At 39.8% G+C, this 24,594-nt stretch carries 20 protein-coding genes; 12 read left to right on the top strand and 8 right to left on the bottom strand.

What is annotated here, in order from left to right; genetic code table 11:
* Window positions 1–76: 76 nt before the first annotated feature.
* On the top strand, window positions 77–835 hold the full coding sequence (locus PO903_RS07760; RefSeq protein ID WP_069329529.1) for a TspO-related membrane protein: 759 nt from the start codon (window positions 77–79) through the stop codon (window positions 833–835).
* A 101-nt stretch (window positions 836–936) separates the two neighbouring features.
* Here the strand turns inward: PO903_RS07760 and PO903_RS07755 are convergent, their stop codons facing one another.
* The 3 genes from PO903_RS07755 to PO903_RS07745 all read right to left on the bottom strand — a co-directional run bounded on the left by PO903_RS07755 (window position 937) and on the right by PO903_RS07745 (window position 4,405).
* On the bottom strand, window positions 937–1,317 hold the full coding sequence (locus tag PO903_RS07755) for a RidA family protein (RefSeq protein WP_137224838.1): 381 nt from the start codon (window positions 1,315–1,317) through the stop codon (window positions 937–939).
* A gap of 154 nt (window positions 1,318–1,471) precedes the next feature.
* Window positions 1,472–2,701: an MFS transporter gene (locus tag PO903_RS07750; protein WP_273593064.1), complete on the bottom strand. Its 1,230-nt coding sequence runs from the start codon at window positions 2,699–2,701 to the stop codon at window positions 1,472–1,474.
* Window positions 2,702–2,974: 273 nt separating this feature from the next.
* Complete coding sequence (locus PO903_RS07745) at window positions 2,975–4,405, bottom strand: sensor histidine kinase (RefSeq protein ID WP_273593063.1); 1,431 nt, start codon at window positions 4,403–4,405, stop codon at window positions 2,975–2,977.
* A gap of 157 nt (window positions 4,406–4,562) precedes the next feature.
* On the opposite strand from PO903_RS07745, the gene PO903_RS07740 reads away from it, so the two are divergent.
* Genes PO903_RS07740 through PO903_RS07730 form a run of 3 tightly spaced genes read left to right on the top strand, consistent with a single transcriptional unit; the run spans window position 4,563 to window position 6,814 of the window.
* A complete protein-coding gene (locus PO903_RS07740) occupies window positions 4,563–5,420 on the top strand; it encodes a carbon-nitrogen hydrolase family protein (RefSeq protein WP_069329533.1) in 858 nt (285 codons plus the stop codon).
* 3 nt (window positions 5,421–5,423) lie between these two features.
* Complete coding sequence (locus PO903_RS07735; protein ID WP_502921670.1) at window positions 5,424–6,134, top strand: GNAT family N-acetyltransferase; 711 nt, start codon at window positions 5,424–5,426, stop codon at window positions 6,132–6,134.
* Between the two features lie 8 nt (window positions 6,135–6,142).
* A complete protein-coding gene (locus PO903_RS07730) occupies window positions 6,143–6,814 on the top strand; it encodes a GNAT family N-acetyltransferase (protein ID WP_273593062.1) in 672 nt (223 codons plus the stop codon).
* Between the two features lie 633 nt (window positions 6,815–7,447).
* Here PO903_RS07730 and PO903_RS07725 read toward each other — a convergent pair.
* On the bottom strand, window positions 7,448–7,675 hold the full coding sequence (locus PO903_RS07725; protein ID WP_069329536.1) for a CsbD family protein: 228 nt from the start codon (window positions 7,673–7,675) through the stop codon (window positions 7,448–7,450).
* A gap of 362 nt (window positions 7,676–8,037) precedes the next feature.
* On the opposite strand from PO903_RS07725, the gene PO903_RS07720 reads away from it, so the two are divergent.
* Complete coding sequence (locus tag PO903_RS07720) at window positions 8,038–10,716, top strand: YhgE/Pip domain-containing protein (protein ID WP_273593061.1); 2,679 nt, start codon at window positions 8,038–8,040, stop codon at window positions 10,714–10,716.
* A 285-nt stretch (window positions 10,717–11,001) separates the two neighbouring features.
* Here PO903_RS07720 and PO903_RS07715 read toward each other — a convergent pair whose 3' ends face one another.
* Window positions 11,002–12,504 (bottom strand): HD-GYP domain-containing protein, encoded by a 1,503-nt coding sequence (locus PO903_RS07715; RefSeq protein WP_273593060.1) that lies wholly within the window; start codon window positions 12,502–12,504, stop codon window positions 11,002–11,004.
* A 176-nt stretch (window positions 12,505–12,680) separates the two neighbouring features.
* Here PO903_RS07715 and PO903_RS07710 point away from each other — a divergent pair, with 176 nt between their 5' ends.
* Window positions 12,681–14,156: a potassium/proton antiporter gene (locus tag PO903_RS07710; RefSeq protein ID WP_273593059.1), complete on the top strand. Its 1,476-nt coding sequence runs from the start codon at window positions 12,681–12,683 to the stop codon at window positions 14,154–14,156.
* Window positions 14,157–14,275: 119 nt separating this feature from the next.
* Here PO903_RS07710 and PO903_RS07705 read toward each other — a convergent pair whose 3' ends face one another.
* Entirely contained in the window at window positions 14,276–15,169 is an 894-nt protein-coding gene (locus PO903_RS07705) for an anti-sigma factor domain-containing protein (protein WP_273593058.1), read from the bottom strand.
* Window positions 15,166–15,714: an RNA polymerase sigma factor gene (locus PO903_RS07700; RefSeq protein WP_241669457.1), complete on the bottom strand. Its 549-nt coding sequence runs from the start codon at window positions 15,712–15,714 to the stop codon at window positions 15,166–15,168. The genes PO903_RS07705 and PO903_RS07700 overlap by 4 nt, the downstream gene beginning before the upstream one ends.
* 377 nt (window positions 15,715–16,091) lie before the next feature.
* On the opposite strand from PO903_RS07700, the gene PO903_RS07695 reads away from it, so the two are divergent.
* The 3 genes from PO903_RS07695 (at window position 16,092) to PO903_RS07685 (ending at window position 19,907) form a co-directional block, all read left to right on the top strand.
* The gene (locus PO903_RS07695; protein ID WP_273593057.1) at window positions 16,092–17,780 is read left to right on the top strand and encodes a stalk domain-containing protein; all 1,689 of its coding nucleotides are present in this window, start codon (window positions 16,092–16,094) and stop codon (window positions 17,778–17,780) included.
* A 260-nt stretch (window positions 17,781–18,040) separates the two neighbouring features.
* Window positions 18,041–18,523 (top strand): stalk domain-containing protein, encoded by a 483-nt coding sequence (locus PO903_RS07690; RefSeq protein WP_069329542.1) that lies wholly within the window; start codon window positions 18,041–18,043, stop codon window positions 18,521–18,523.
* 658 nt (window positions 18,524–19,181) lie between these two features.
* Window positions 19,182–19,907, top strand: a complete 726-nt coding sequence (locus PO903_RS07685) for a YoaK family protein (protein ID WP_273593056.1) — start codon at window positions 19,182–19,184, stop codon at window positions 19,905–19,907.
* A gap of 325 nt (window positions 19,908–20,232) precedes the next feature.
* On the opposite strand, the gene PO903_RS07680 is transcribed toward PO903_RS07685, so the two are convergent.
* Window positions 20,233–20,538: an MTH1187 family thiamine-binding protein gene (locus tag PO903_RS07680; RefSeq protein WP_069329544.1), complete on the bottom strand. Its 306-nt coding sequence runs from the start codon at window positions 20,536–20,538 to the stop codon at window positions 20,233–20,235.
* Window positions 20,539–20,905: 367 nt separating this feature from the next.
* Here PO903_RS07680 and PO903_RS07675 point away from each other — a divergent pair, with 367 nt between their 5' ends.
* The 3 genes from PO903_RS07675 to PO903_RS07665 all read left to right on the top strand — a co-directional run bounded on the left by PO903_RS07675 (window position 20,906) and on the right by PO903_RS07665 (window position 24,592).
* Entirely contained in the window at window positions 20,906–22,906 is a 2,001-nt protein-coding gene (locus PO903_RS07675; protein WP_502921669.1) for an anaerobic ribonucleoside triphosphate reductase, read from the top strand.
* Window positions 22,903–23,460, top strand: a complete 558-nt coding sequence (gene nrdG, locus PO903_RS07670; RefSeq protein WP_273593055.1) for an anaerobic ribonucleoside-triphosphate reductase activating protein — start codon at window positions 22,903–22,905, stop codon at window positions 23,458–23,460. Before PO903_RS07675 ends, nrdG begins: the two co-directional genes overlap by 4 nt.
* A gap of 301 nt (window positions 23,461–23,761) precedes the next feature.
* Window positions 23,762–24,592, top strand: a complete 831-nt coding sequence (locus tag PO903_RS07665; RefSeq protein ID WP_069329547.1) for a TerC family protein — start codon at window positions 23,762–23,764, stop codon at window positions 24,590–24,592.
* Window positions 24,593–24,594 lie beyond the last annotated feature (2 nt).

Here is a 24,594-nt window from a genome sequence, read left to right as displayed (position 1 = left end):
GGTATATAGTTAAAGCATTCTGTTTATTGAATGTTAGCTTTACATATAAACTCAAAAAAATAAGGAGGGGCTCCTATTGTCCAAACTCAATACGTACAAATGGCTTAATGCAGTAGCTATCGCAGCTGTATTGGTTATGAATTATCTAGCAGCGACATTACCGTTATTTGGTAGAGGTACAGGTGAAATTTCAGACATGTTCGAAATTCTATTAACACCTGCTAGTTATGCATTTTCCATATGGTCTGTAATCTATCTGCTATTAGTCGGCTTTGTAATTTATCAATTCCGCAACTCTTCTGAAAGTAACGAAGGAATCGAAGCAGTCGGAATGTGGTTAGTCATCAATTCATTATGTAATATCATCTGGTTATTCTTCTGGCACTCTTTATTAACTGAGATTGCAACAGTGATTATTATTTTGTTATTATTAACCACCATTGTGTTGTATGTACGCACAAGAAGAATCGTTCGTCCTTCTGTAGCGCAGATTATTCTCGTCAAATTACCTTTCAGTATTTATATGGGTTGGGTATCCGTAGCTACGATTTTGAATATAGGGATCGTCTTACACAAAAATGATTGGTCTGGTTTTGGACTGTCACCGACTGTCTGGTCAGTCATTGGACTAATCGTAGGTGCATTGATTGCTCTTGTTATTGGATATCGCTATCGTGATAGTATTTATCCACTTGTCTTTGTATGGGCGTATAGTGCGATTGCATTCAAACATCAAGACTCCCATGCCACATGGTTAACGGCTATTATTTTAGCAGTTGTGCTGTTTATCTATGCGATCCTTATCTTCTTTGTTCGTAATCGTACAAGGGATTAAGAATGTAATAGATATGTAGTGCGATTGTGTTGCATGATCTTTAATTTGATCAAAAAAAGGCGTTCTCTATACACGAGAACGTCTTTTTTAAGTTCATCTAATTATTTTTTCAAAGCGATAACTTCGATCTCAACCAAAGCATCTTTCGGTAGACGAGCTACCTGTACAGCGCTACGTGCCGGATATGGTTCTTTGAAAAATTGACCATAAATCTCATTCATTGCTGCGAAATCATTCATGTCTTGCAAAAATACAGTCGTTTTGACCACTTGATCTAAACTGCTACCTGCGGCATCTAGAACAGCAGTGACATTTTCAAGAGCTACACGTGCTTGCTCTTGTACACCTTCTGCTAATTCTCCACTGACAGGATCAAGACCCAATTGACCGGATGCGAAAATAAAAAGCCCTGTATCAATCGCTTGGGAATAAGGTCCAAGTGCTCCAGGAGCACGATCGGTAGAAATCGGTTGTTTGCTCATTGATCATAACCTCTTTTCATCAAAATAGTGTAATCGAATGTATACTCATAGTTTACAGTATGCCTGAACTCATTTTAAGCGTGTACACTGGAGTTTGGCAATTTTTATCTGTTCAATCATGATAATCTTCTATCTGTTAAGTCACTCGTTAGATTTACAAAGAATGAGGATTGGGATTTTTCAATACTTTACGTCCTACTGTCAGGGCTAGTAATAACAATAGAATACCTACCGCTGTCTGAAATCCAAATACCTGCACCCATCTAGGCAAAGGCTCAATCCATTCAAAAATCTTACCACCTACCAATGGCCCGATAAAAGAAGTCAGTCCTGTAATGGCAGAATAGACAGCGATAAACATCGGACGATCATTTTTCGGCGTATCTCCAATAATAAAGTTAAAAGATAATTGGTTGAATCCACCCACTCCTACGCCTAGCAACATATGAATAATCAATAACGCCAGCACCGTCGGAATAATCGCATTTAGACTCCAAGCGATACAAGAAGCCGCAATAAATGGCAATGTCCAATACAGCAATGTTTTGTTGCTAAAGCGTGCATTCATATTGCCCCAGAAATAAAAGCTGATCATCATAAATATGGTCTGCACTACTGTCATCGTCGATGTAATCGAGTAACTCACATGCAGTACTTCTAACATCACATACGAGTATAACGGAACGACCAGTGTCTGCAACAATAACCAGCACGCTAGAAACCATGTTGCTTTCATAAATAGACCATCATATAACGGCTTACGCAACATGGGTACGAACTTGGTCTCTGCTGAACGCTCGAAAGGTGCATCTGGATAGAATAAAAAGATCACCACATTCATAACAACACAGATCCAGACAATAATATATAAAATCAGAAAACCTTGCCCGCCGGGATACTTATCCAGTAAAAAGCCTCCGACAAATAATGTGATACTACCGAGTGCATTCAATATTGTATTACGAATCCCAAAATATCTACCTCGTAATCGTCCGGGCACAATATCCCCGATCAACGAAGCCCATACGACACCGATTACAGCATTCGCTACAAATGCTGAAATATACAACATAATAAAAGCAGGAACCCAGAGTTCTTTGGCAAAAATAAACGGTACAAGCCCTGTGGCTCCCCATAATACGCGGTGCAGAAATACAGATAAAATCAATACCCATTTCCGCTTATGTAATCGTTGGATAAGAAAAGCAACAATCACCTGTCCGACATTAACCAGTGTGGTTAATGCAATCACAAATCCAATCTCTCCTGCTGTCGCACCAAGATACAGTAAAAAACCGGTTAAAAAAGGGCCTCCTAATAACGTCGCAAATATCGTGGCTGGAATGCCTTCTGCTGTAGCGATTCGTAAATGATTACGATACATCGAATATCGTCGCTTCTGCACATTCAAACGGTTAAGTCCAAGAGCACGTCTTCGTTTGATAAGTATCCTCTCCTTCGTAAATGACAAAAGTAACCTTGACTACGAAAACTTTAGAGTTAGGTTTGTTTACCCTTCCTGAAGATAACCAAACGTTGATTATACTCTTGTTTAGACATGTATCCGTTATCATTTCAGCAATCATGCAACAAACAAATTGATAAATAAATTGAATTTATTTGTTCAATTTGCTTATGCCGATGATAAATGATGGATTTACAGTGTTGGAGATGAAGGCTCATCACGATCCATATGTAACAACGGAAGATAGAGGGCAAACGTGCTCCCTTCATTTTCTGTACTATCCATATGCAGATAACCACCTAACATATTCGCTAGATCACGACTGATCGATAGTCCTAGACCTGTACCTCCATAACGACGAGTGATCGAACTATCTGCTTGTTCAAAAGCTTCAAAAATCAATTGATGCTGAGACGGAGGAATCCCGATACCTGTATCTTGTACTGAAAATACAATCCATTCACTATGATCTTCTGCACAGCGATACAGATAAAGATGCAACGTAACGCTACCTTTTTGTGTAAATTTAAAAGCATTGGCAAGCAAATTACGCAAAATCTGTTGGATACGCTGAGCATCTGATGCCATAGTCGGTGGAATATCCTCTTCTTGCTCTGTGTAGAAAGCAATCCCTTTTTTACGAGCCATAATCTCAAAATGCATCTGTAATCCTTCCAGCAGTTCACGTAGATTCACTTCTTCATACGTAATATCCAGTTTGCCCGCTTCTACTTTAGACAAATCGAGTACATCATTAATCAATTCGAGAAGATCCAGACCCGATCGATAGATCATTTCACTATAAAGAACCGTTTCTTCTGCTGTCCGTTGATCTTCTTTGTCTGCCATCATCTGCGCTAAATTGATAATACTATTAAGCGGAGTGCGCAATTCATGAGACATATTAGCCAAAAATTCAGATTTGTATTGAGAGACCAATAACAATTGCTTGGCTCGTTCTTCTAACACAAATTGAGTCTGTTGCAGTTCTTCGGTCTGTTGATACAATAACTCATTGGCTCGTTCAAGTTGCAACATACGTTGTTGTTCCATATGAAAGTCACGCAAAATCAATACAAATACGCCACTCATTAAAATAGACATCGGCAAAGTAAACGGCATGATCTCGAATACATAGACACGTGTCGGTACAACACCTAATACAGCAATATCAAATGCATTAACCATATTCACGACCAGCACAGTGACAATCCCTTTAATAGACAACTTCACCGCACTATTACGCATCCAAATATTAAGAACAGCACAGACTGCTCCCAAAATGGTCAAATTCAATACACCTACAAAAGCCGCTGTATCAATACTGAAGGTTAATCGAGTTAATCCTATCCCAATACCTACCAACATAATGACAATCGGACGTGAATAAACAGCCGCTGCTACGATCAAAGGTAAAAATCGCAGATCAAAAATAACGTTTTCACTTAACCGAAATCCAAAAAAGCAACTTGCCCAACCCGCAAAAATCAATAAAAAGATTGAACTAATATACTTAATGCGTGCTGAAAAGCGTATAAGGGCATATTTATAAATAATATTTGCCACATATGCAATGGTGACCATCATACCCGCATTCATCAGGAAATTCTTTATGAACCCCACATGATCACCTCTAATTTTAATGTAAAATAAAGTAAATTTATTATAGTATATTCCAATTAAATTTGCAGTATATACCACATCTTTTTTGCTTTTTGGTAACGTTTATAAATTCTGTTATGATGTCTGTATATGAACTTCAAGGAGGTTTGAATTGGTTATGAAATTTCGCGTATCGGCGGTACAATATCGCCTTCAAACGATAGCGTCTTTCGAAGACTTTGCAGCTCAAGTTACTCATTATGTGAAGACGGCTCAAGAATTTGAAGTCGATTTTATTCTGTTTCCCGAATTTTTCACCACTCAATTGTTATCCATAGGTGATGTGCACGGCAAAGCTTTAGGTATCGAGAAATTGCCCGAGTTTACCGACTCTTATATACATTTGTTTCAACAATTAGCTCAAGAAACAGGAATGCATATTATCGGTGGTACCCATGTCATCGAAAAAGAAGGAAAATTATATAACACTGCTCATTTATTTTATCCAGATGGACGGGTAGCTGTACAGCCCAAACTTCATATTACACCAACAGAAGTGACCGAATGGAATATGTCACCCGGTGAAGGCTTAACCGTATTTGAGACCGATAAAGGTACAATTGCTTTATTAACTTGTTACGATATTGAATTTCCTGAAATTGTACGTATGGCAAAAGCTAAAGGTGCAGATGTCATCTTCTGTCCATCCTGTACTGATGATCGTCATGGATTCCATCGTGTTCGCTATACCAGTCATGCTCGTGCTGTCGAGAATCAAATCTATGTAGTCACTACAGGAACAGTCGGTTCATTACCAACGGTAGACTTTATGCGTGGTAACTTTGGACAAGCGGCTGTTATTACGCCTAACGATGTTCCTTTTCCACCACGAGGTATTCTAGTCGAAGGCGAGATTAATGATGATATGATCGTGACTGCCGATCTGGATCTAGAACTATTATATCAAGTCCGTGAAAAAGGTTCTGTTACCACATGGCGTGATCGCCGTACCGATCTCTACACCGATTGGTCTTAAGTCATGAGCACTTTCGAAAGTACTCTTCCATCATATTATAAATCTTGTTATGTATTCCATAACCAAATGCCATATCCTGCTATTGTGCGTTCTTATACCGAAAAAGATTTTGCAGACTTGATCGAAATTCAACGTGCGGCGTTCCCTCCACCCTATCCTTCGGAGTTGTGGTGGAATGCCGAGCAACTGCGTGAGCATATTTCTCGCTTTCCGCAAGGAGCTCTTTGCATCGAAATCGATGGTGTGCTAGCAGGTTCGATGACTTCATTATTGATTCATTTCGATCCTGCACATCCTCAGCATACATGGGAAGAAGTTACAGATAACGGGTATATTCGCAATCATCAACCGTCAGGAGATACACTGTATGTCGCTGATCTATGTGTACACCCTCATTATCGGCAATGGGGCTTGGGTAAATTAATGATGCAGTCGATGTATGAAGTGGTCACAGCGATGGGACTGACCCGATTGCTTGGTGCAGGTCGTATGCCCGGTTATCACAAAGTCGCTCAGGACTACACGCCACAGCAATATGTCGAAGCGATTACACAGGGCACACAATACGATCCGGTCATTTCTTTTCTACTGCGATGCGGACGAACACCACTGACGATTATTGAAAATTATTTAGATGATGAAGAATCACTCCATTATGCTGTTCTGATGGAATGGCAAAATCCGCTTCTTATTAAACGTAACTTGAAAGGATGACCTTATCAATGGAATTTGTACGTATCAATCATATCGAAGATCCGTTATTTGCAGATATGCACGGCTTAATGGGACGGATTTTCCCCGCAGAGGAAGTACTATCATTTGACCTATGGAAAGAACCGTTAGAAGATCCGGGTATCCGCGTGTTTGTAGCTGTACATGAAGGCAAAGTCGTAGGTGCAACAGAATATCGTTATTACGAAGATGATAATGTAGCGATGACTGACTTTACAATTATCGGTGAACCCGGACTTGGGATCGGCGCTTTTCTAGCCCAACAACGCCAGCTCGATCTACAACAAGTCGCTAGTGAAGCAGGCAAAGAACTATTCGGTATGTTCGCTGAAATCTACGATCCCTATCGTATCGAACATCATGAGTTTGGTGGCATCAAACCCATGGACCCATTTGTACGCCGCGAAGTTCTGTCTCATCTAGGCTATCGCAAATTAGACTTCCCTTATATTCACCCTTCATGGAACAATGACGGTGAAGCCGTATCCGAACTCGATTTCTGCTTTTTAGCCTACGATCCTGCAACTCAATCTCTACCCGGATCAATGATCGAAAAGTTCCTACGTCGTTACTACGCCGTCCTAGCTCAAAAACCAGAAGCATGGGAACAAATGATCACCCAAGTCGGCCAACGCTCCCAAGTCTCTCTACTCCCACTCTAAAATAAAAAAATCATACCAAAAAGCTGATGCCAGCAAGAAACACTTCCCTAGCATCAGCCTTTTTACATTCTCATTTATAATCATATGTATTTGATATATTCAATATATTTAAAATCCACATATTTTTTTCAATAAACTGTAAACTATTCCATCATTTCACCCGTATATATAATATATAAAACAAACAAATTTCTTTAACACCAAAATCTTAAAATCCCTATAACCCAATCATACTCTCTTAACTTTCCTTCTCTACCCTGCCCACATCCGCGGCGGAGCCGCAAGAAAAATCATTATTCCATGCCCGAGCACGTAGTGAGCGGAGAGAAGGGGAATCTTCTGAAAGTCGCCTTTGAACGGTGATCCCTACCGCAAAGCGGTTATTCAAGGGATCATTGTTCACCAGCGACGCCAAGAAGATCCCCTTCTCGCAGCGCCTCTCCACGCGCCCAGCATCCCATTATTTTTCCCATTACAAATGAATAAGGCGATTGTGATATCCCCGATTAAGGATATTACAATCGCCCTTTATGTTATGTGCCATCTATGTCGTTGTTAGTCACATGCAAGACCAATTTTACGATACTTTGACCATTCTGGCAAGTCTAAATTTCAATTCTATTTCGATACAGCTTATAACAACGTGTTATTTGCACTATTTTCATAGTGACGCTTACTCCACGTATTGTACTCTTCTTCTGCTGCTTCTTTACTATGTCCATAACGCTCTTGCAGTTTTCCGATAAACTTCTCTTTCTCACCGTTGATCACATCAAGATCATCATCAGTTAGTTTACCCCACTGTTTTTTCGCTTCACCTTTAAATTGAGTCCATTTACCTTTGATAATATCATCATTCATGGTTATTCGCTCCTTTATCATTTTGGATAGGATCAGTATCAGATTAATGATGATAACTTTATCTGATATTCATACCGACTTACTTTGATTCAAAGCATTCTCATTATGAAAATTATGATATAATATATTAATTAGATAGCCTACCTAAGTAAAAAGATAATATTCACTTGCTTGTTAGGCATATAGCGTTTATTATCCATACTCAAGGTGTGTAACCTTAAGGTACTGATAGAAGCTATCTTATTTTGTATTTAACCTGACCTTTTGCTTCTGAATCTTTAGGGTAATGTTAAGAATTAGAGGTTAAATGATATCATAGACTATTGAACTGACTATAGGCGATTAGGTGGTATAACAAAGTTATGAGAAATATTTGGACTATTTATAAAAGTGATTGGAAAAACATTTGTGGCGTCTCTACAGGTATTCTACTGGTCATTGCGATCATGTTATTACCTTCTGTATATGCGTGGTTTAACCTCAAAGCGATGTGGGACCCGTACAGCAATACATCAGGCATCAAGATTGCGATCACTTCTCAAGATAAAGGCACCAAGATTGAAGGCAAAGAGATCAATGTCGGGGATCAAGTACTGCAAAATTTAAAAAAGAATACGACACTTGGCTGGACATTTGTGGATGAACAGACAGCCAAACATGGCGTAGATACAGGAGAGTATTATGCTAGCCTGTTAATCCCATCCGACTTTTCTGACAAAATCGCAAGTATCTTAACCGATGATCCTGTCAAACCCAAAATCATTTATACGGTGAATGAAAAAATCAGTGCAGTTGCTCCTAAGATTACAGATAAAGGTGCATCTACGATCACTCAACAGATCAGTGACGAATTTATAGCGACTGCAAGTGAAGCCGTACTTACCAAGATGCAAGATGCAGGCATCAAATTAGAAGAAGAATTACCAACTATTCGTAATATTGAAAATAAAATTTTGACATTAGAAGCTCGATTGCCAGAAATTGATGAATTTGCAGATAAAGCGTTAGAACTTGAGAAAAAGCTTCCTCAGATTGATGCTCAAGCTCAAAAAATAGTTGCTTTGCAAAAACGTATTCCTGAAATCGAAGCCGCTGGCGATATGATTCTCAAGGTAGAAGATAATCTACCGAAGATCAAAGAAGCAGGCAACCAGATTCTTTTACTCCAAAAGCGTCTGCCTGAAATTCAAGCGGCGGCAGATAAAGTCAGTGAACTGGACAAAAACTTTTACAAAGTCGAAGATGCGCTGAATCAAGCGATTGATGATGCTGACAAATTATCCGGCATTATCACAGCCGCTCAAGAAGCATTACCTAAAGTCAAAGAAATTACCGATATCAGTGCTGATTTTACCAATCGAGTGAATACATTTTTAGATGAAAACGATGGTGCTTTTGATTCAGTAGCACCTATTGTTCGTCAAAACCTAGTCCTTTTACAACAAACAGCGGATGCAACCACTCAACTGGTAGATGCGATTCAAGGAGCCGATATTGATCCACAAGCAGCATTGGATGCTCTGTCGTTTCTCGATACACGATTATCTCGTGCTATCGGTATTATAGAACGTACAACTGATCTATTAACTCGCTTAAATAATGTACTACCTAACCATCCACTCGATAATCCGATTAGTCGTCTGAATACCGTGCATGACAAATTTGAACGTCAATTGGATCTGGTACGCAGTATTCATCAAGCGATAACCAATGGACAACAACCGGCTGAAGATATTTTGAACAATCTTCGTCAATTGTCTACTGATGCAAGTGATGCTTTAGGAGATCTTATTTCAAGATACGATTCAGAGATTGTACCTAATATTAATCAAGGATTAGATAATCTCAAAACCGTCGCCAAAGACGCAGCCAGTGTTCTACAAACGGCTCAACAGAAGCTTCCTGATGTCGAAGCTGTACTAAACGATGCTCAAAGTGGTGTGGCTTTCGGTCAAGAAGAGTTAAAGCAATTGCAGACCGATCTACCGAATATTGAGAAAAAATTACATGATGCCGATCAACTACTACAAAGCAAAATGGTCGAGTTTACCAAGCTGATCAACAATGCTGCTGATTTTGTAAATAATGATCTGCCTGGCATAGAGACTAAAATTCATGATGCTGCTGACTTTGTACGCAATGATCTACCCAAAGCAGAGAAAGAATTAGATAAAATTACTGATTTGATTCAAAATAAACTGCCTGAAGCTGAAAATGCGGTGCACAAAGTAGGCGACTTTATCCGTAATGATCTGCCTGGACTCGAAAAATCAGTGCACAGTGCAGCCAATAAAGTTCGTTTGCTCAAAAACAGTGATAGTGAGTTGTCGCAGATTATCAAATGGCTTAAAGGGGATATTCAACAAGAAAGTGACTTTTTATCTAGCCCTGTTGAATTAGAAGCTAATCGCACATATCCTATCCCTAACTATGGATCAGCCATGTCTCCTTTCTACACTACACTCTCGATTTGGGTAGGAGCGATGTTGTTAGTCTCCATGTTCAAAGTGGAAGTAGAGGATATTGAGAAAAGGTATCGTCCATACCAGATTTACTTTGGTCGAATGTTCACCTTTATGACGATTGGTATGGTACAAGCGCTGATTATTTCACTCGGTGATATCTTTATTTTAGGTGCCTATGTCGTCGATAAAGTCTGGTTTGTCGGATTAAGTGTGTTAATCAGTATGGTATTTGTCACGTTAACGTACACCCTTGTATCGGTATTCGGTAATATTGGTAAAGGGCTTGCGATTATACTGCTCGTACTGCAATTTTCAAGTTCAGGCGGTACATTCCCTGTCAGTATGACCGGTACCTTTTTCCAAGCCTTACATCCGTGGTTCCCATTTACGTATGCGGTTGAAGTGCTACGTGAAGCTGTCGGCGGTATGCTGATGGAGACGGTCTATCGAGATGTGATGTATCTGGTTGGATTTATGATATTGTTTATGCTCTTTGCAGTCATATTCAAAAAACCACTTGGACCGTTAACCGAGAAAATGGCAGAAAAAGCGAAAAAGACAAAACTAATTCCTTAAGCGCTTGGCATTATAAGCGCGATTTCTTCTACTTCAATCAAACCTGATTTTTGCACAGCAAAATATCTTACATCCAGCGCTTGGCACCATAAGCGCGACTTCTTCTACTTCAATCAAACCTGATTTTTGCATAGCAAAATATCTTACATCCAGCGCTTGGCACCATAAGCGCGACTTCTTCTACTTCAATCAAACCTGATTTTTGCATAGCAAAATATCTTACATCCAGCGCTTGGCACTATAAGCGCGACTTCTTCTACTTGAATTAAAAAAAGAGCTAATCTTTTAAGAGATTAGCTCTTTTTTCTTGCGATAATTATCAATAAAAATGGAAGCAAATTGAGGGTCCCACTGTGTTCCCCGTCCTTCTTCCAAAATCATAATCGCTTTTTCAGAAGGCATTCCTTTACGGTAAGGACGATTTGAAGTCATCGCATCATACGCATCAGCTACAGCGATAATTCGACCGAACAATGGAATCTCATTTCCTTGTAGTCCGTCAGGATACCCTTTACCATCATAACGTTCATGATGAGAACGTACACCCGGTAGATAAGGTTGCATTGCATCTTTAGGCTCAACCTGTTTTAGAATACTTTCACCCAGCGCAGGATGCTTTTTGATCTGATCGAATTCTTCATCCGTCAGCTTGCCATCTTTTAATAATACAGAATCGGTAATACCGATCTTTCCAATATCATGAAGCAATGCTGTTTTGCGTAAGCGATCCAATTCATAAGCGCCAAGCCCAGCATCTTCACCAATAATGACGGCATATTCAGCGACTCGTAACGAATGTCCAGCTGTATAAGGATCACGTGCATCCAGCGCCGCCGCCAGTGTAGCAAAGTAACTATCTTGCAATTGAGCATTACGTTGATCCCGTAATTGCAATCCTTTGATCATATGATTAAAGCCTGAGATCAACAATGAGAAGTCATCTGAATAATAATCTTCCGCTTCTCCGTTGAAATCACCATTTTTGACATGTGCCATTTCACTGTATAGATTGCTGATCGGATGTTCTACATCTCGTGCTAATAATTGCGCACCCACTATACTAAAAGCAATACTAACCACAATCACAGCTCCTGCCCAGCTCCAATATTCACTGGTCTGCACACCGGTTATTTCTTGCAAACGAATCTGTGCGGCTAAGCTAAATAACACCAATGGAAACACGCCGATCAAAAAAATACTGAGTTGAAATTTACGACGAACCGATACATGCACTTGTCCTAACAACCAAATTTCTTTGTCATAGAGACGATGCAGACGTTCTTTCATGACGATTAACATCGGACGAATAGCTGTTGCTGTGAGAAAAAATTCAATAAAAGCATGCATACTTGCCACCATTAATGCACCTGCGCCACCAATCCACAAATAATAGGTGGGTAACGTAATCCAACCTTTTCCCATACAGATCAGCATCAATATCAATGCAGGTACCGTTAATCCTAAGAAATGCGGCAACATGATACGATACACCGATAATTTAGGGAATTTATGTAGCTGGACATAAGCACGCTCTAGCATTTCTTCAGAAGGCAGATCGATCGCACATACTTCACGAATCGGACGAATATGATGCCAGAATACAAGACTTTCAATACTTAACATGATTAGAAACGAAAACATCATAATGCCGACCATTCTTATATTTTGCAAGAGTGGTGCATCAACCGTTGTTAAAACAAATAATCCACCAACGACAGCGACTGCAATCACCGATCCGATTATATAATTCAATAAAATTTGCTTGAGGAATGCTCGATATGACTTCAAAGTAGTCTCCTCTTTTCTTAAATACAGTACTTGTTAGCATGATCATTTTTTCTTATCTTTATTTATTTCGGTTCTTACACTTTAAAAGTTGATGTTTTTAGAAAGATGATTTCGTTTATATATAAAAGCTTAATATATAACTATAGATATACTTTATGATAAAAAGGGGCTTGCCTATGCATACAACAGAAATGACCAGTAATTTGATCTTACTTCTTGGAAGCCTTCTACTGATCGGTGTGCTTTCGACCAAATTTTCTTCTCGCTTCGGGATGCCAGCGTTAGTCTTTTTTATACTGGCGGGAATGGGACTCGGGCGTTTCATTTATTATGATAATGCTTTTATCACCCAATGGTTTGGTGTATTAGCACTCGTTATTATTTTGTTTGAAGGTGGGATGCAGACACGGATGGAGATGGTAAAGCCTGTTATTCGTCCTGCCTTATCGTTAGCAACGATCGGTGTGTTATTAACTACATTTATTATCGGTTATTTTGCTCATTTAATTCTGGGTGTTAGTCTGATAGAAGGATTATTATTCGGGGCGATTGTAGGTTCAACCGATGCGGCCGCTGTATTTTCTGTACTGGGTAGCAAAAATGTCAGCAAAAAACTCACTTCTACTCTTGAAGCTGAATCCGGTAGTAACGATCCTATGGCGGTCTTTTTAACGATTATGTTTATCGAATTGATTCAAGATCCTTCGATCAGTATTTGGAGCAAAATTCTTTCTTTTTTCTGGGAAATGGGTTTTGGACTCGTACTCGGTATTATTTGCGGTAAGCTCGCTGTGATGCTGATTAACAAAATCAATTTCGAGACAGCCAGTCTTTATCCGGTACTTGCTATTTCAGCTGCTCTATTTACATATGGTGTGAGTTCACTAACTCATGCCAGCGGTTTTCTGGGCGTATACGTGATGGCACTGGTGATGGGTAATTCAGATCTCACCTATCGACGTTCGATTTTACAATTCAATCAAGGTTTCGGCTGGATTATGCAGATATTGATGTTTGTTTTACTTGGATTACTTGTTTTCCCTTCTCAATTACCTGCTGTCGCCTGGCAAGGAATCATCTTATCTGTGCTACTCATTCTCGTAGCCAGACCCGTTGGTGTATTTTTGAGTCTTTTGGTCAGCAAGTTCTCTTTTCGGGAAAAAACGTTATTGTCTTGGGCAGGACTTCGTGGAGCAGTACCGATTGTACTCGCCACCTATCCACTCTTAGCAGGCGTTCCTAACGGACATTTATTTTTTAATGTTGTTTTCTTTATCGTTTTATCTTCTGCACTGATTCAAGGAACGACCATTTCACCCTTTGCTGAAAAGTTAGGCTTAACCGAGAATGTACCGGATCAACAACCTTCGATTATTGAACTTGTAGCGACCGGTCGTACCACATCAGAGATCAGTCATCTGACTCTCGATAAGCGTAGCTGTATGATCAATCGAGAAATTCAAGATATTCATTTACCGGAAAGTGTATTGATTACTGCACTGATTCGCAATGAAGAAATACTGACTCCACGTGGTAATACAGTATTGATGGCTGGCGATAAAGTCTATCTATTAGGACCCAAAGCCAAGCGTGAACATATTCGCAAATTATTTACAGGCGAGATAGATCCTACTTCTCCACCGCTAATCTAACAGCTGAGCGTATGTCTTAGTCTTAATCTATATACGCAAAACAAGCGCTCTTCCGATAAAGGGAGGGCGCTTGCTATGGGTATACATCTATTCTTAAATATTGTAAAGAACGGACTTGCTTAACCTTGAATTTCAGCGGCAAGCACAATAGGTCCTCGTGGTTGATCGCCCTGTTTGTCCGGTTCAAGTGTAATAGCAATGGTGTCATAATCTTCGGGTTGGAATGTATAATACATCGCTCCTGTTCCGTCTTGAGTAAGGAACGTTCCTGCACTTTGTTTCACATCACCTTTGATCAGCCAGACTTGAAAAGCTTCTTTACCTTTTAACTTCGGCAAATTATCGGCTTGAACGAGTAAATGTGTTCCTTTATCATCAATTACGATCGTAGCCAAACCTTGAGCTACAATATCAGCTGTAGCTGGATTCAGCTTAACGGCTTTATCTACTTTAAGACCTTGTGTAGGCATAGAAACAGTTGCTAACTTGCCTTGTAAACTGTTCACTTGTGTACTCGAAATCGCTAATTGCTGTTGTAGACTATCAATTTCCCCTCGCAAATTAGAAGCGTACACACCTATAATCACAGCGGCGGCAGCAACCAATGTTGTAGCAACACGCCAGAATCTATTTTTACCTTTATGTTGAACCCAAGCTTTGTCTTCTTGAGTGCTGTATACTATTGATGGCTTCACAGTCTGATCATCCGATGATTTTTCCACTACGATAGGAGTGGTTCCCCGATCATCTGATATCGTTTGTTCTGTATGGCTAGGTGTAAGTATATGACTCAACACACGATTTTTCATACCTTTTGGTGGCGCAACGTCTTCAACGGCGAATGGCAAAGTATCCATCACCTCCCGAAGTTCTTCAACCGCCAGACGGCATTGTTCGTCTTCTTGCAGATACGCTTCAAAGCGTTGCTGTTCTTCTTGATTCAGACCACCCAGTACATACATTTCAATCATATCGTGCATATCACTTTTCTTATATTGATTATCATTATTCATAAATAGTTTTCCCCCCTCACCGCTCCAGCAAGCTTCTTATGAAGCTGCCTTATGGCAAGTCTTACTCTGCTCTTGACTGTCCCTAACGGAATACTGTATCGCTCGGAGACTTCATGCTGAGTCAATCCTTGAAAATATATAGATTCAATAACTTGCTTCTGATCTTCTCTAAGTTCATTCATCGCTTCTTTAATACGCTGCCGCTCCCAGTTCAGCGTAACTTGTTCTTCCGTGTTCGCCTTCAGATCAGGGATACCGCGAAGCGTTTCATCTTTGGTAGGGTCAACAGGCGCCCGTGATGATTTACGACGCAGCATATCTACAGCAATATTGCGCGTAATCGTGAACATCCATGTAGACAGCTTCCCCTGACTTTGGTCATATCGTTCTGCATGATTCCACACACGCAGAAATAATTCCTGTACAACTTCTTCTGCTGCCATCGTATCTTGTACGATCCGATAGGCGAACGAATACACTGCCCGTTCATAACGGTCATATACGCATTCAAGTGCTTCGGCGTCTTTTTGAGAAATCCGTCGCATAAGTTCTCTGTCTTCTGCTATATCGTTCATCCAAGGGCTCCTTTCCCGTTCCCTTATATTATAACCTTCGCAAGAAATTTTGCTACGGATGACTTTTCAAAAAATATTATTTTGTCATTCTCAAATTTACAATTTAAGTTTATTTTGGAAATCTTGATTCAATTCTAAGTCAATGGCTTATTAAGTAGAGTAGACAGTTTAATTGCTATACTTCTGAGAATTGCGTCACAAAGGGGTTACAAATCAGTTAAATCTTTTTCATGTTTACGCAGAAATATGATCCACTGCTCCAAAGTAAGCGTATCCTTTTACGTAATACCTGTTCTTAATTGAACAGTATGCAATTGATCCTACATTATTTTAAGGAGAGTGGAAACATGTACAAATCTGTTCTATCTAAGGTCATCATGCTGCTTATGGCAGTAGTCTTGATCTTACCAACAACCGTTGGAGCTGCCGCTGCAACATCTAAGGGCGCTGGTGCTGATCTTCGTTCAACATTGGGACAAATTCTTGGTGAACATGCTTTACTCGCAGTGATTGCAATGCAAAAAGGTATTGATGGCAAAGCTGATTTTGATCAAGCTGCCGCTGCTTTGAATGCAAATACAGATGATTTGAGTGCTGCTGTCGCTTCTGTTTATGGTAATGAAGCTGGCGCTGCTTTCAAAACAATCTGGGCTTCTCATATTGGTTATTTCGTGGATTATGTGAAAGCAACAGCTGCTAATGACACTGCTGCCAAACAAAAAGCGAAAGACGAATTAGAAGAATATAAAGTAACACAAGCCAAGTTCTTTGCAGATGCAAATCCTAATTTGCCACAATCTGCATTGGAAGCAGGATTGGAAGAACATATTAATATGCTATTAACTGCATTTGATGCATATGTAGCAAAAGACTATACAAAAGCATACACAACTGCTGATGAAGCTTACAAACATATGTATATGTTTGGTGATATCTTAAGCGCTGCAATTGTAAAACAATATCCTGACAAATTTACAACAGACATGTCTACAATGGGAGCTTCTGATTTGCGCTCTGCTCTAGGTATCATTTTGGGCGAGCATGCAACATTAGCTGTCTGGGCAATGCAAAAAGGAATTGACGGTGCGCCTGATTTCGAACAAGCCGCTGGTCTTTTGAACAAAAACACAGATGAGTTAAGTGCTGCTGTTGCTTCTGTTTATGGTAACGAAGCTGGCGCTGCTTTCAAAACAATCTGGGCTTCTCATATCGGATACTTTGTCGATTATGTAAAAGCAACTGCTGCTGGTGATACAACAGCAAAACAAAAAGCGATCGATGAATTAGCTGAGTACAAAGTAACTCAAGCAAAATTCTTCGCTGATGCTAACCCTAACTTACCTCAAGCTGCTCTTGAAGCTGGACTTACAGAACATATCGCAATGTTGCTTAAAGCATTCGATTCCTATGTAGCTAAAGATTACACAACAGCTTATTCTGAAGCACGTATGTCTTACCACCACATGTTTGGATTTGCAGACATTTTAAGCGAAGCAATCGTAATGCAATACCCTGCTAAATTCGGTGGTACTGCTACTCCAACTCCGGCAACACCAGCTACACCTTCTATGCCAAGTATGCCTAATATGCCTGCTACACCACCAACAACACCTTCTACAGGTGGAGCGAATGGTACAAGTGCAGATACTAGTCCTGAATTGAAAACAAAAGTAATGCAATTTACACCAGGTAGCAAAATGTACATGGTTAATGGTGTATCTATGATGATGAGTACTCCAGCTACTGTATACAAAGGAAAAACATATGTACCGTTGCGTTACCTTGCAGCGAATGCAAATATGAAAGTGTTCTATACGAAAGAAACATCTACAACTTGGTTGGATACTGGTATCCAACGTTATGAGTTCTGGGTCAATTCTAAAGTATACAAAGTCGACAACATGCGTAAAGGTATGAACGATATGGTCATTTCCCGTAACGGACAGACTCTTATCCCTGTACGTTGGTTTGTAGACAACTTTGAATGGAACATGAGCGTGAATAACAACACCGTTACAATCAGCAAAACGTATTAATATTTAGATCATTATAAATATGATCTGTCTTTAATCGTTTGACGCCAAACAACACCTTGTGCAGATCTATGCGCAAGGTGTTGTTTTGTGTTCATTGTTAGTTGATGTATAGACCATTTTATCTTTAATTTTTGTATTCGCTTTAATATATTACTCATTTGTCATTTTTTTTAATTACGAACTGATTAGTTATTGTCAAATTGGTTTATAAGTTAGTAAGAGAGCAAAAAATATATCTATTAGACGAAGGAGCACTACACATGAAATTAAACAAATTGCTTGCACCTGTACTTGGATTGTCCCTATTGTTACCAGCTGCTGGAGCATTTGCAGCAACACCAACAACAGCAGATATGAGTCCTGAACTAAAAACGAAAGTGATTCAATTTACAATGGGAAGTAAAATGTACATGGTTAATGGCGCTTCAATGTCTATGCCAATGGCTCCTGTTGTGTATAAAGGAACTACATATGTACCATTGCGTCAACTTGCAATGAATGCAAACATGAAAGTATCTTACAACAAAGAAACGTCTACAACTTGGTTGGATACAGGTATCCAACGTTATGAGTTCTGGGTAAACTCTAAAGTATACAAAGTCGACAACATGCGTAAAGGCTTGAACGATATGGTCATTTCCCGTAACGGACAAACTCTTGTACCTGTACGTTGGTTTGTAGATAACTTTGAGTGGGATATGAACGTTAGCAACAACATGATTACAATCAACAAAACATATTAATCTGCTGATATTCAGTAGAGCATATATAAGCAAAGACATCCTCAATGAGGGTGTCTTTTTTCTTTTCAAAATATACAGTCTATGGCTCAAAAGTTAATTCTTGCTTTTTATCTGAAATAAGCGTATAATAATTACTGTTATTGTTTAACCCTCGGTTTTATCCTTCGCATTCTTTTTTCGGTATGCTGCCGGAATCATCTCAAATTTCCTTTATGATTAAAACCCAAGAAATTTGAAGTTTGCCGATTCACACTGGCGCGGTCATCGGAGCCGCAAGGACAAGAGAGAGGTAGGGCTTTTGTTGTTTTGGACTCAACTGTAACTTAGATGTTATACAGAGCGAACCAAAACCGTCCCCGTCCATTTCCAAATTCGGGGTTACGGGTTAAAAATAGCTGCAGTCAGCAGCCATATTATCATCAGATTGGGCAGATTATAGTAATCGTGCTCCTACGAAGTGTATTTTGTATACGCGGCAACTTTGAATATAATGATTTATCACATATTTCTGATATTTTTTACACATATGGCTTTTCGGTTGCAATCAACCGGCATAACCTTTGGATATTATGCCCACACATCCCCGGGAACTTCTACACCTGCTTACAGGTGAGGTTCCCGGGGATTTCTATGTCTTATTCGGATTGGAGTATGATCAATGTCTAAGCAACATCTGCGTTATGTATTGTTATTATGTTTATGTTTTACTGCTGGATTAGTAGATGTGATAGGATATTTGCGGCTAGAACATGTATTTACAGCAAATATGACAGGAAATATCGTAGTGCTCGGTATGTCGCTCGGTCGCTTGCACGATCTGGCGATTGCACGTGTACTTACAGCACTTGTTGGATTCGTCATCGGCAATATGATCGCCGCAATCATTATCGGAAGCGATAAATCTCCTTCGCTCTGGTACTATCGTGTGACTACAGCATTAATCGTGGAATGGGGCTTATTATGTACCTTTGCTCTACTCGCTTATCTTCCTTTAACAGAAACGCTTGTATTTGTATGTCTGGGTAGTTTGAGTATGGCGATGGGAATTCAGACCACCGCAGCTAGACGATTAGGTATAGCGGGTATTTCTACAACTGTACTTACCAATAATCTGGTCAATGCTGTAGAAGATATGGTCGCTCATGTACGTCAACTGTTGTCTGGTCATCCACAGTCGACCAGTCGATTATTATCGACTGAATCCCGGTTACGCATTTTGGGAATTGTTCTATATGCGTGTGGTGCTATTGTAGCGACTGTGTTAGAACGGCATGCCCCTCTTCTGCTTAGCTGGATTCCTGTGAGTCTAGTAACGATCGTTATTGTGATTGCCTTTTGGAAATACTCCAAATCAGACACCACTCCATCTACACAGAAGTTATAATTTTTTGTCAAAACAAAAAAAGAGACCTCAACGGTCGCAGCCGCTGAGGTCAAGGTATAGTAATTCAAAAGGGGTTATTACAGTCATTATAATAGGTACATCTTAATATTACCTTAGGCGAACCTGAAAGAAACATTAATTTTTCAATTTTAGGTATCTTGCTTTATAATGTCTTACAAAAAAAAGGAACTCCACGGTCGCAGTCCATGGAGTTCAGTAATGCTTATATATTCAAAAGGGGTATGTCATTACTATAACCGCTGTATCTTAAAACTTTATGAAATGCACCTAAAAATCGCATTAAAATTCATTTTTTTTGATTTATTTAAGAATGTAGCTTTTGATTGACTGAATCTAACTTATATTGTGCTGAAGTCGGATGATCTCGTCGATCATCTATTTTGATCGATGTGGATACACGCCCTGCTCCTTCTTGAAAAGGAGATTCATGCAAAGCAAGGATCGCTTTCATCACATCCCCTATCTCTCCCTCAATGATGGTACTCATCGGTGTTAATTGTGTCTGTACACCCGTCTGCTCACTCAATACTCGTTGCATCTGTGCTACATAACTACTAATACTGGTACTTCCTGTTCCTAACGGAATAACCGTTACTTCAGCTATAGCCATTTTATTCTCCTCCTTAAGTAGATAATATTAATCTTATTATATAGTTTACCCATTCTACGGTTGGTATGCCTATGGTGAATCTTCTGTGCACCTTATTGTAGCTAGGTTCTTCCATTGATTGAAGTTGTAAAGAGATAAATATCACTTACATAATCAACATATTGATATAAATTAATAAAGTGATAACTATATATAGATCATCTGTAGATTTGTAATGAAAAATATTTATTTGTGATGATGTGTACGTATAGCTACTTTAGCTGAATGGTAACCCTAACACCCGACACCTTCTATCTTTATGATGTCGGGTGTTATTTATCTGTTAGGTGATGATCCCTGTTCTATCTAATGAAAGGAAGTGTGATTAATGTCTATTTTGACTTCACATCGCAAATCAGCTTACATAGCACCTCAACCTTCTCCTGAATTGCAATCGATTCTGGATATGGGTGAACATATTATTGATGGTGAACATGAATCAGCACGTGAAAATGCCAATCTGAATGGAGCAAGCTTTTCCGGTAAAATGAGCCGTCTAGGTAGTGAATATGCTAAATGGTACACCAAGCGTCAGTTGTTACCTCAACCGATTGCTCAAGCAGTTGCACAAAATCGCATCTATATTCATGATCTAGATCATTATGCGGTCGGTACAACCAATTGTATCTTTATTCCTTTTGATAAATTATTACGAGATGGATTCAGTAGTGGTAATGGCAGTCTACGTACTCCAAACTCGATTATGACAGCTATGGCACAAGTAGCGATTATTTTTCAATGTCAGCAAAATGCGCAGTATGGCGGTGTAGCCGCTAATAAATTGGATTACGATCTGGCTCCTTATGTCACCAAGTCTTTCCGTAAACATCTGCGTAAAGGATTCCGTTATTTTGATGAAAGTAACGAAGTGAGTGAACAGCTTCTCCAGACGGCTATTATGGATGATATTGCTTTAGCTGAACAGTATCCACGTGCTTATCAATATGCCCTAGAAGAAACGAAAGTCGAAACGCTACAAGCCGCAGAAAGTCTAATCCATAACCTGAATACGATGTCTAGCCGTGGAGGTGGGCAGATTCCTTTTACCAGTATTAATTATGGAACATGTACCTCTACCGAAGGACGATTAATCGTACAATGTCTGCTAGCTGCTACTGTGCGAGGACTTGGTCATGGCGAGACACCGATTTTCCCAATTCAAATTTTCAAATGTAAACAAGGTGTGAACCAGCAAGCTGGCGATGTTAATTATGATCTATTTCTTCAAGCGATAGATTGTTCAGCTCGTCGTCTATACCCCAACTTCGCCAATCTGGATGCACCAATCAACCGTGAGCTTGAAATTCCAGGCGAACCGGATACTGAATTTGCTACTATGGGTTGCCGTACACGGGTGATGGCTGATCGATTCGGACGTAATCATCTGTCTGGTAAAGGGAATCTGTCTTTCAATACGATTAATCTGGTGAAGCTGGGACTGGATTATGGGATCGCTATCGCTGGACAACGCTCGGTCGCTGACGAGCAAGGATTCTACCGTGAGTTGGATGAATGTATAGAGCTTGCTGCACAAGGATTATTGCATCGTTATCGTCTTCAAGCGTCTCAACCTGCCAAAGCATCTGATTTTATGATGCGTGAAGGGGTATGGGAAGGCGGCGACCTTCTTGCTCCCGATGATGCTGTAGAAGATTGTCTGAAGCATGGTTCGTTATCGATCGGATTTATTGGATTGGCTGAATGTATGAAAGCTCTATATGGAGCACATCACGGGGAAAATGATACCGTTTATCAACAAGCATTGACACTGATTGCTTATATGAGAACTGCTTGTGATGAACTTAGTGAGCGCTATAATCTTAACTTTTCACTCATGGCAACACCGGCTGAAGGATTATCGGGTAAATTTGTGGCTGTTGATCGTGAACACTATGGTGCGATTGCAGGAGTGACGGATCGTGAGTATTACACCAATTCATTTCATATTCCTGTCTATTATTCGATTACCGCTGCTCGCAAAATTCAGTTAGAAGCGCCTTTCCACAGTTATTGTAATGCAGGAGCGATTTCGTATATTGAGCTGGATGGTAATGCCCGTCATAATGTAAAAGCGATGCAACAGATTATTCAATATGCGCTGGCTCAACATATTAGTTACTTTAGTATTAATCATCCGATTGATCGCTGTACCGGTTGCGGACACGAAGGCATTATAGGAAGTCACTGCCCTGCTTGTGGTGCCTCTGAACTGGATGTTCCTATCGCTCGCTTGCGCCGTGTAACAGGGTATCTTACAGGTGATTATCAGACTCGATTCAATCCTGCCAAGCAAGCAGAAGTGCGGGATCGGTTGAAACATTCACGATGAATATCTGTGGTTATATTCCCGAGTCAGTCAATGAAGGCGATGGATTACGAGCCGTCATTTTTATCAGCGGTTGTAAGCATGGTTGCGCAGGTTGTTTTAGTCGACATACATGGTCTTTTCAAGCAGGAGAACCTTTTACCCAGAAGCTTCAACAACAACTTATTGATGAGATGAAGCAGAATCCTTTATTGGATGGAATAACGATAGCTGGAGGAGATCCTTTTTTCTCCGCTATCGAAGTTTCTTCATTTGTGCAGGAAGTTCGGCATCAGCTCCCTCATTTCTCAATCTGGATCTATAGCGGATATACATGGGAAGAATTGAATACTTCTTCTATAGAAGGTGTTCAGACATTATTAAACCAATGCGATATACTGATTGATGGCCCATTTGTAGAGTCACAACGTGATGTTTCTTTGCGTTATCGGGGAAGTCGTAATCAACGAATTATTGATATTCAGCAAAGTGCTATCCAGCAAAAACCTATTTTATGTCAATCCAGTGACATTGGCTATAAAAGTGCCGATATCACCGCTATGACTACATTAACATAATTGACTTATCTTCTTAAATTGCTTATGATTTGTTTAGTAAGATAATGGTTAAGTAAGAATTGTAAGAGATTTACTAACCACATAACTCTATATTCCTGTTAAAGGGGAGTAGCTGTACAGGCAAAGTCGTCATTACGGGATTTATCCCCGGTTTTGCTTGGCAATGATAAACATTGTTAGCGAGACCTTTACCATGTTTTGGTGAAGACTCGTTATTTTTCTGGGAGACCTTTACCAATCATGGTAAAGGTCTTTTTTATATACTAACGACAAAAAAACGAGATTTTAGGGAGGCAATTCAATGGATGTAGCATTGTTATTGGAGTATGGATGGGTATTACTTGTACTGATCGTACTGGAAGGTCTGCTCGCAGCAGATAACGCTTTGGTACTCGCAATTATGGTTAAACATTTACCTGAAGAAGAACGCAAAAGGGCACTGTTTTATGGACTATTCGGTGCATTTGTTTTCAGATTAGGTTCACTATTCATTATTTCATTCCTTGTCGATGTATGGCAGGTTCAAGCGATTGGTGCACTTTACCTTCTGTATATCGCATTTAATCATATTATTCGTAAAATTATTTCTCATCGCTCCAAAATTGATGAAGCTGCTGAAGAAGCTGGCCCAGATGGTAAGCCTAAAAAGCAATCTGGTTTCTGGATGACTGTATTCAAAGTCGAAGTGGCTGATATTGCATTTGCAGTAGATTCAATCTTAGCAGCTGTTGCCCTAGCTGTTGCATTGCCTGCAAGTGGATTGCCTGCTATCGGTGGTATGGACGGCGGACACTTTATCGTTATCTTCTTGGGTGGATTTATCGGTCTAATCATTATGCGTTTTGCCGCTTCTTATTTCGTGAAATTGTTGCAAAGTCGCCCAGGTCTAGAAGTTGCTGCTTTTGTTATCGTAGGTTGGGTAGGTGTGAAGCTTGCTGTCATCACGCTTGCACATCCAGCACTAGGTGTATTGCCTGAGCATTTCCCTGAAAATACGATCTGGAAATTGTCGTTCTATATTGTACTTGTAGCGATCGCTGTGTGCGGTTGGTTGTTATCTAGCAAAGTAGAAGTTAAAGATGAAGACAATGCTGTACGTGAAGTCGAAAAAGAGATTAAAGAAGATCTATAATT

Origin of the sequence: Paenibacillus sp. PK4536 (assembly GCF_028594455.2) — a bacterium.
Classification (GTDB): domain Bacteria; phylum Bacillota; class Bacilli; order Paenibacillales; family Paenibacillaceae; genus Saccharibacillus; species Saccharibacillus nuruki.
The sequence above is the reverse complement of the archived record's forward strand: the minus strand, read 5'-3'. Positions and strand labels throughout refer to the sequence as shown.

Coding starts and splice junctions, on each gene's coding strand:
- PO903_RS07755 (WP_137224838.1), bottom strand. CDS start 1,317: ATGAGCAAACAACCGATTTCTACCGATCGTGCTCCTGGAGCACTTGGA.
- PO903_RS07750 (WP_273593064.1), bottom strand. CDS start 2,701: ATGTATCGTAATCATTTACGAATCGCTACAGCAGAAGGCATTCCAGCC.
- PO903_RS07740 (WP_069329533.1), top strand. CDS start 4,563: ATGAAATTTCGCGTATCGGCGGTACAATATCGCCTTCAAACGATAGCG.
- PO903_RS07735 (WP_502921670.1), top strand. CDS start 5,424: ATGAGCACTTTCGAAAGTACTCTTCCATCATATTATAAATCTTGTTAT.
- PO903_RS07730 (WP_273593062.1), top strand. CDS start 6,143: ATGGAATTTGTACGTATCAATCATATCGAAGATCCGTTATTTGCAGAT.
- PO903_RS07725 (WP_069329536.1), bottom strand. CDS start 7,675: ATGAATGATGATATTATCAAAGGTAAATGGACTCAATTTAAAGGTGAA.
- PO903_RS07720 (WP_273593061.1), top strand. CDS start 8,038: ATGAGAAATATTTGGACTATTTATAAAAGTGATTGGAAAAACATTTGT.
- PO903_RS07710 (WP_273593059.1), top strand. CDS start 12,681: ATGCATACAACAGAAATGACCAGTAATTTGATCTTACTTCTTGGAAGC.
- PO903_RS07705 (WP_273593058.1), bottom strand. CDS start 15,169: ATGAATAATGATAATCAATATAAGAAAAGTGATATGCACGATATGATT.
- PO903_RS07700 (WP_241669457.1), bottom strand. CDS start 15,714: ATGCGACGGATTTCTCAAAAAGACGCCGAAGCACTTGAATGCGTATAT.
- PO903_RS07695 (WP_273593057.1), top strand. CDS start 16,092: ATGTACAAATCTGTTCTATCTAAGGTCATCATGCTGCTTATGGCAGTA.
- PO903_RS07690 (WP_069329542.1), top strand. CDS start 18,041: ATGAAATTAAACAAATTGCTTGCACCTGTACTTGGATTGTCCCTATTG.
- PO903_RS07685 (WP_273593056.1), top strand. CDS start 19,182: ATGTCTAAGCAACATCTGCGTTATGTATTGTTATTATGTTTATGTTTT.
- PO903_RS07680 (WP_069329544.1), bottom strand. CDS start 20,538: ATGGCTATAGCTGAAGTAACGGTTATTCCGTTAGGAACAGGAAGTACC.
- PO903_RS07675 (WP_502921669.1), top strand. CDS start 20,906: ATGTCTATTTTGACTTCACATCGCAAATCAGCTTACATAGCACCTCAA.
- nrdG (WP_273593055.1), top strand. CDS start 22,903: ATGAATATCTGTGGTTATATTCCCGAGTCAGTCAATGAAGGCGATGGA.
- PO903_RS07665 (WP_069329547.1), top strand. CDS start 23,762: ATGGATGTAGCATTGTTATTGGAGTATGGATGGGTATTACTTGTACTG.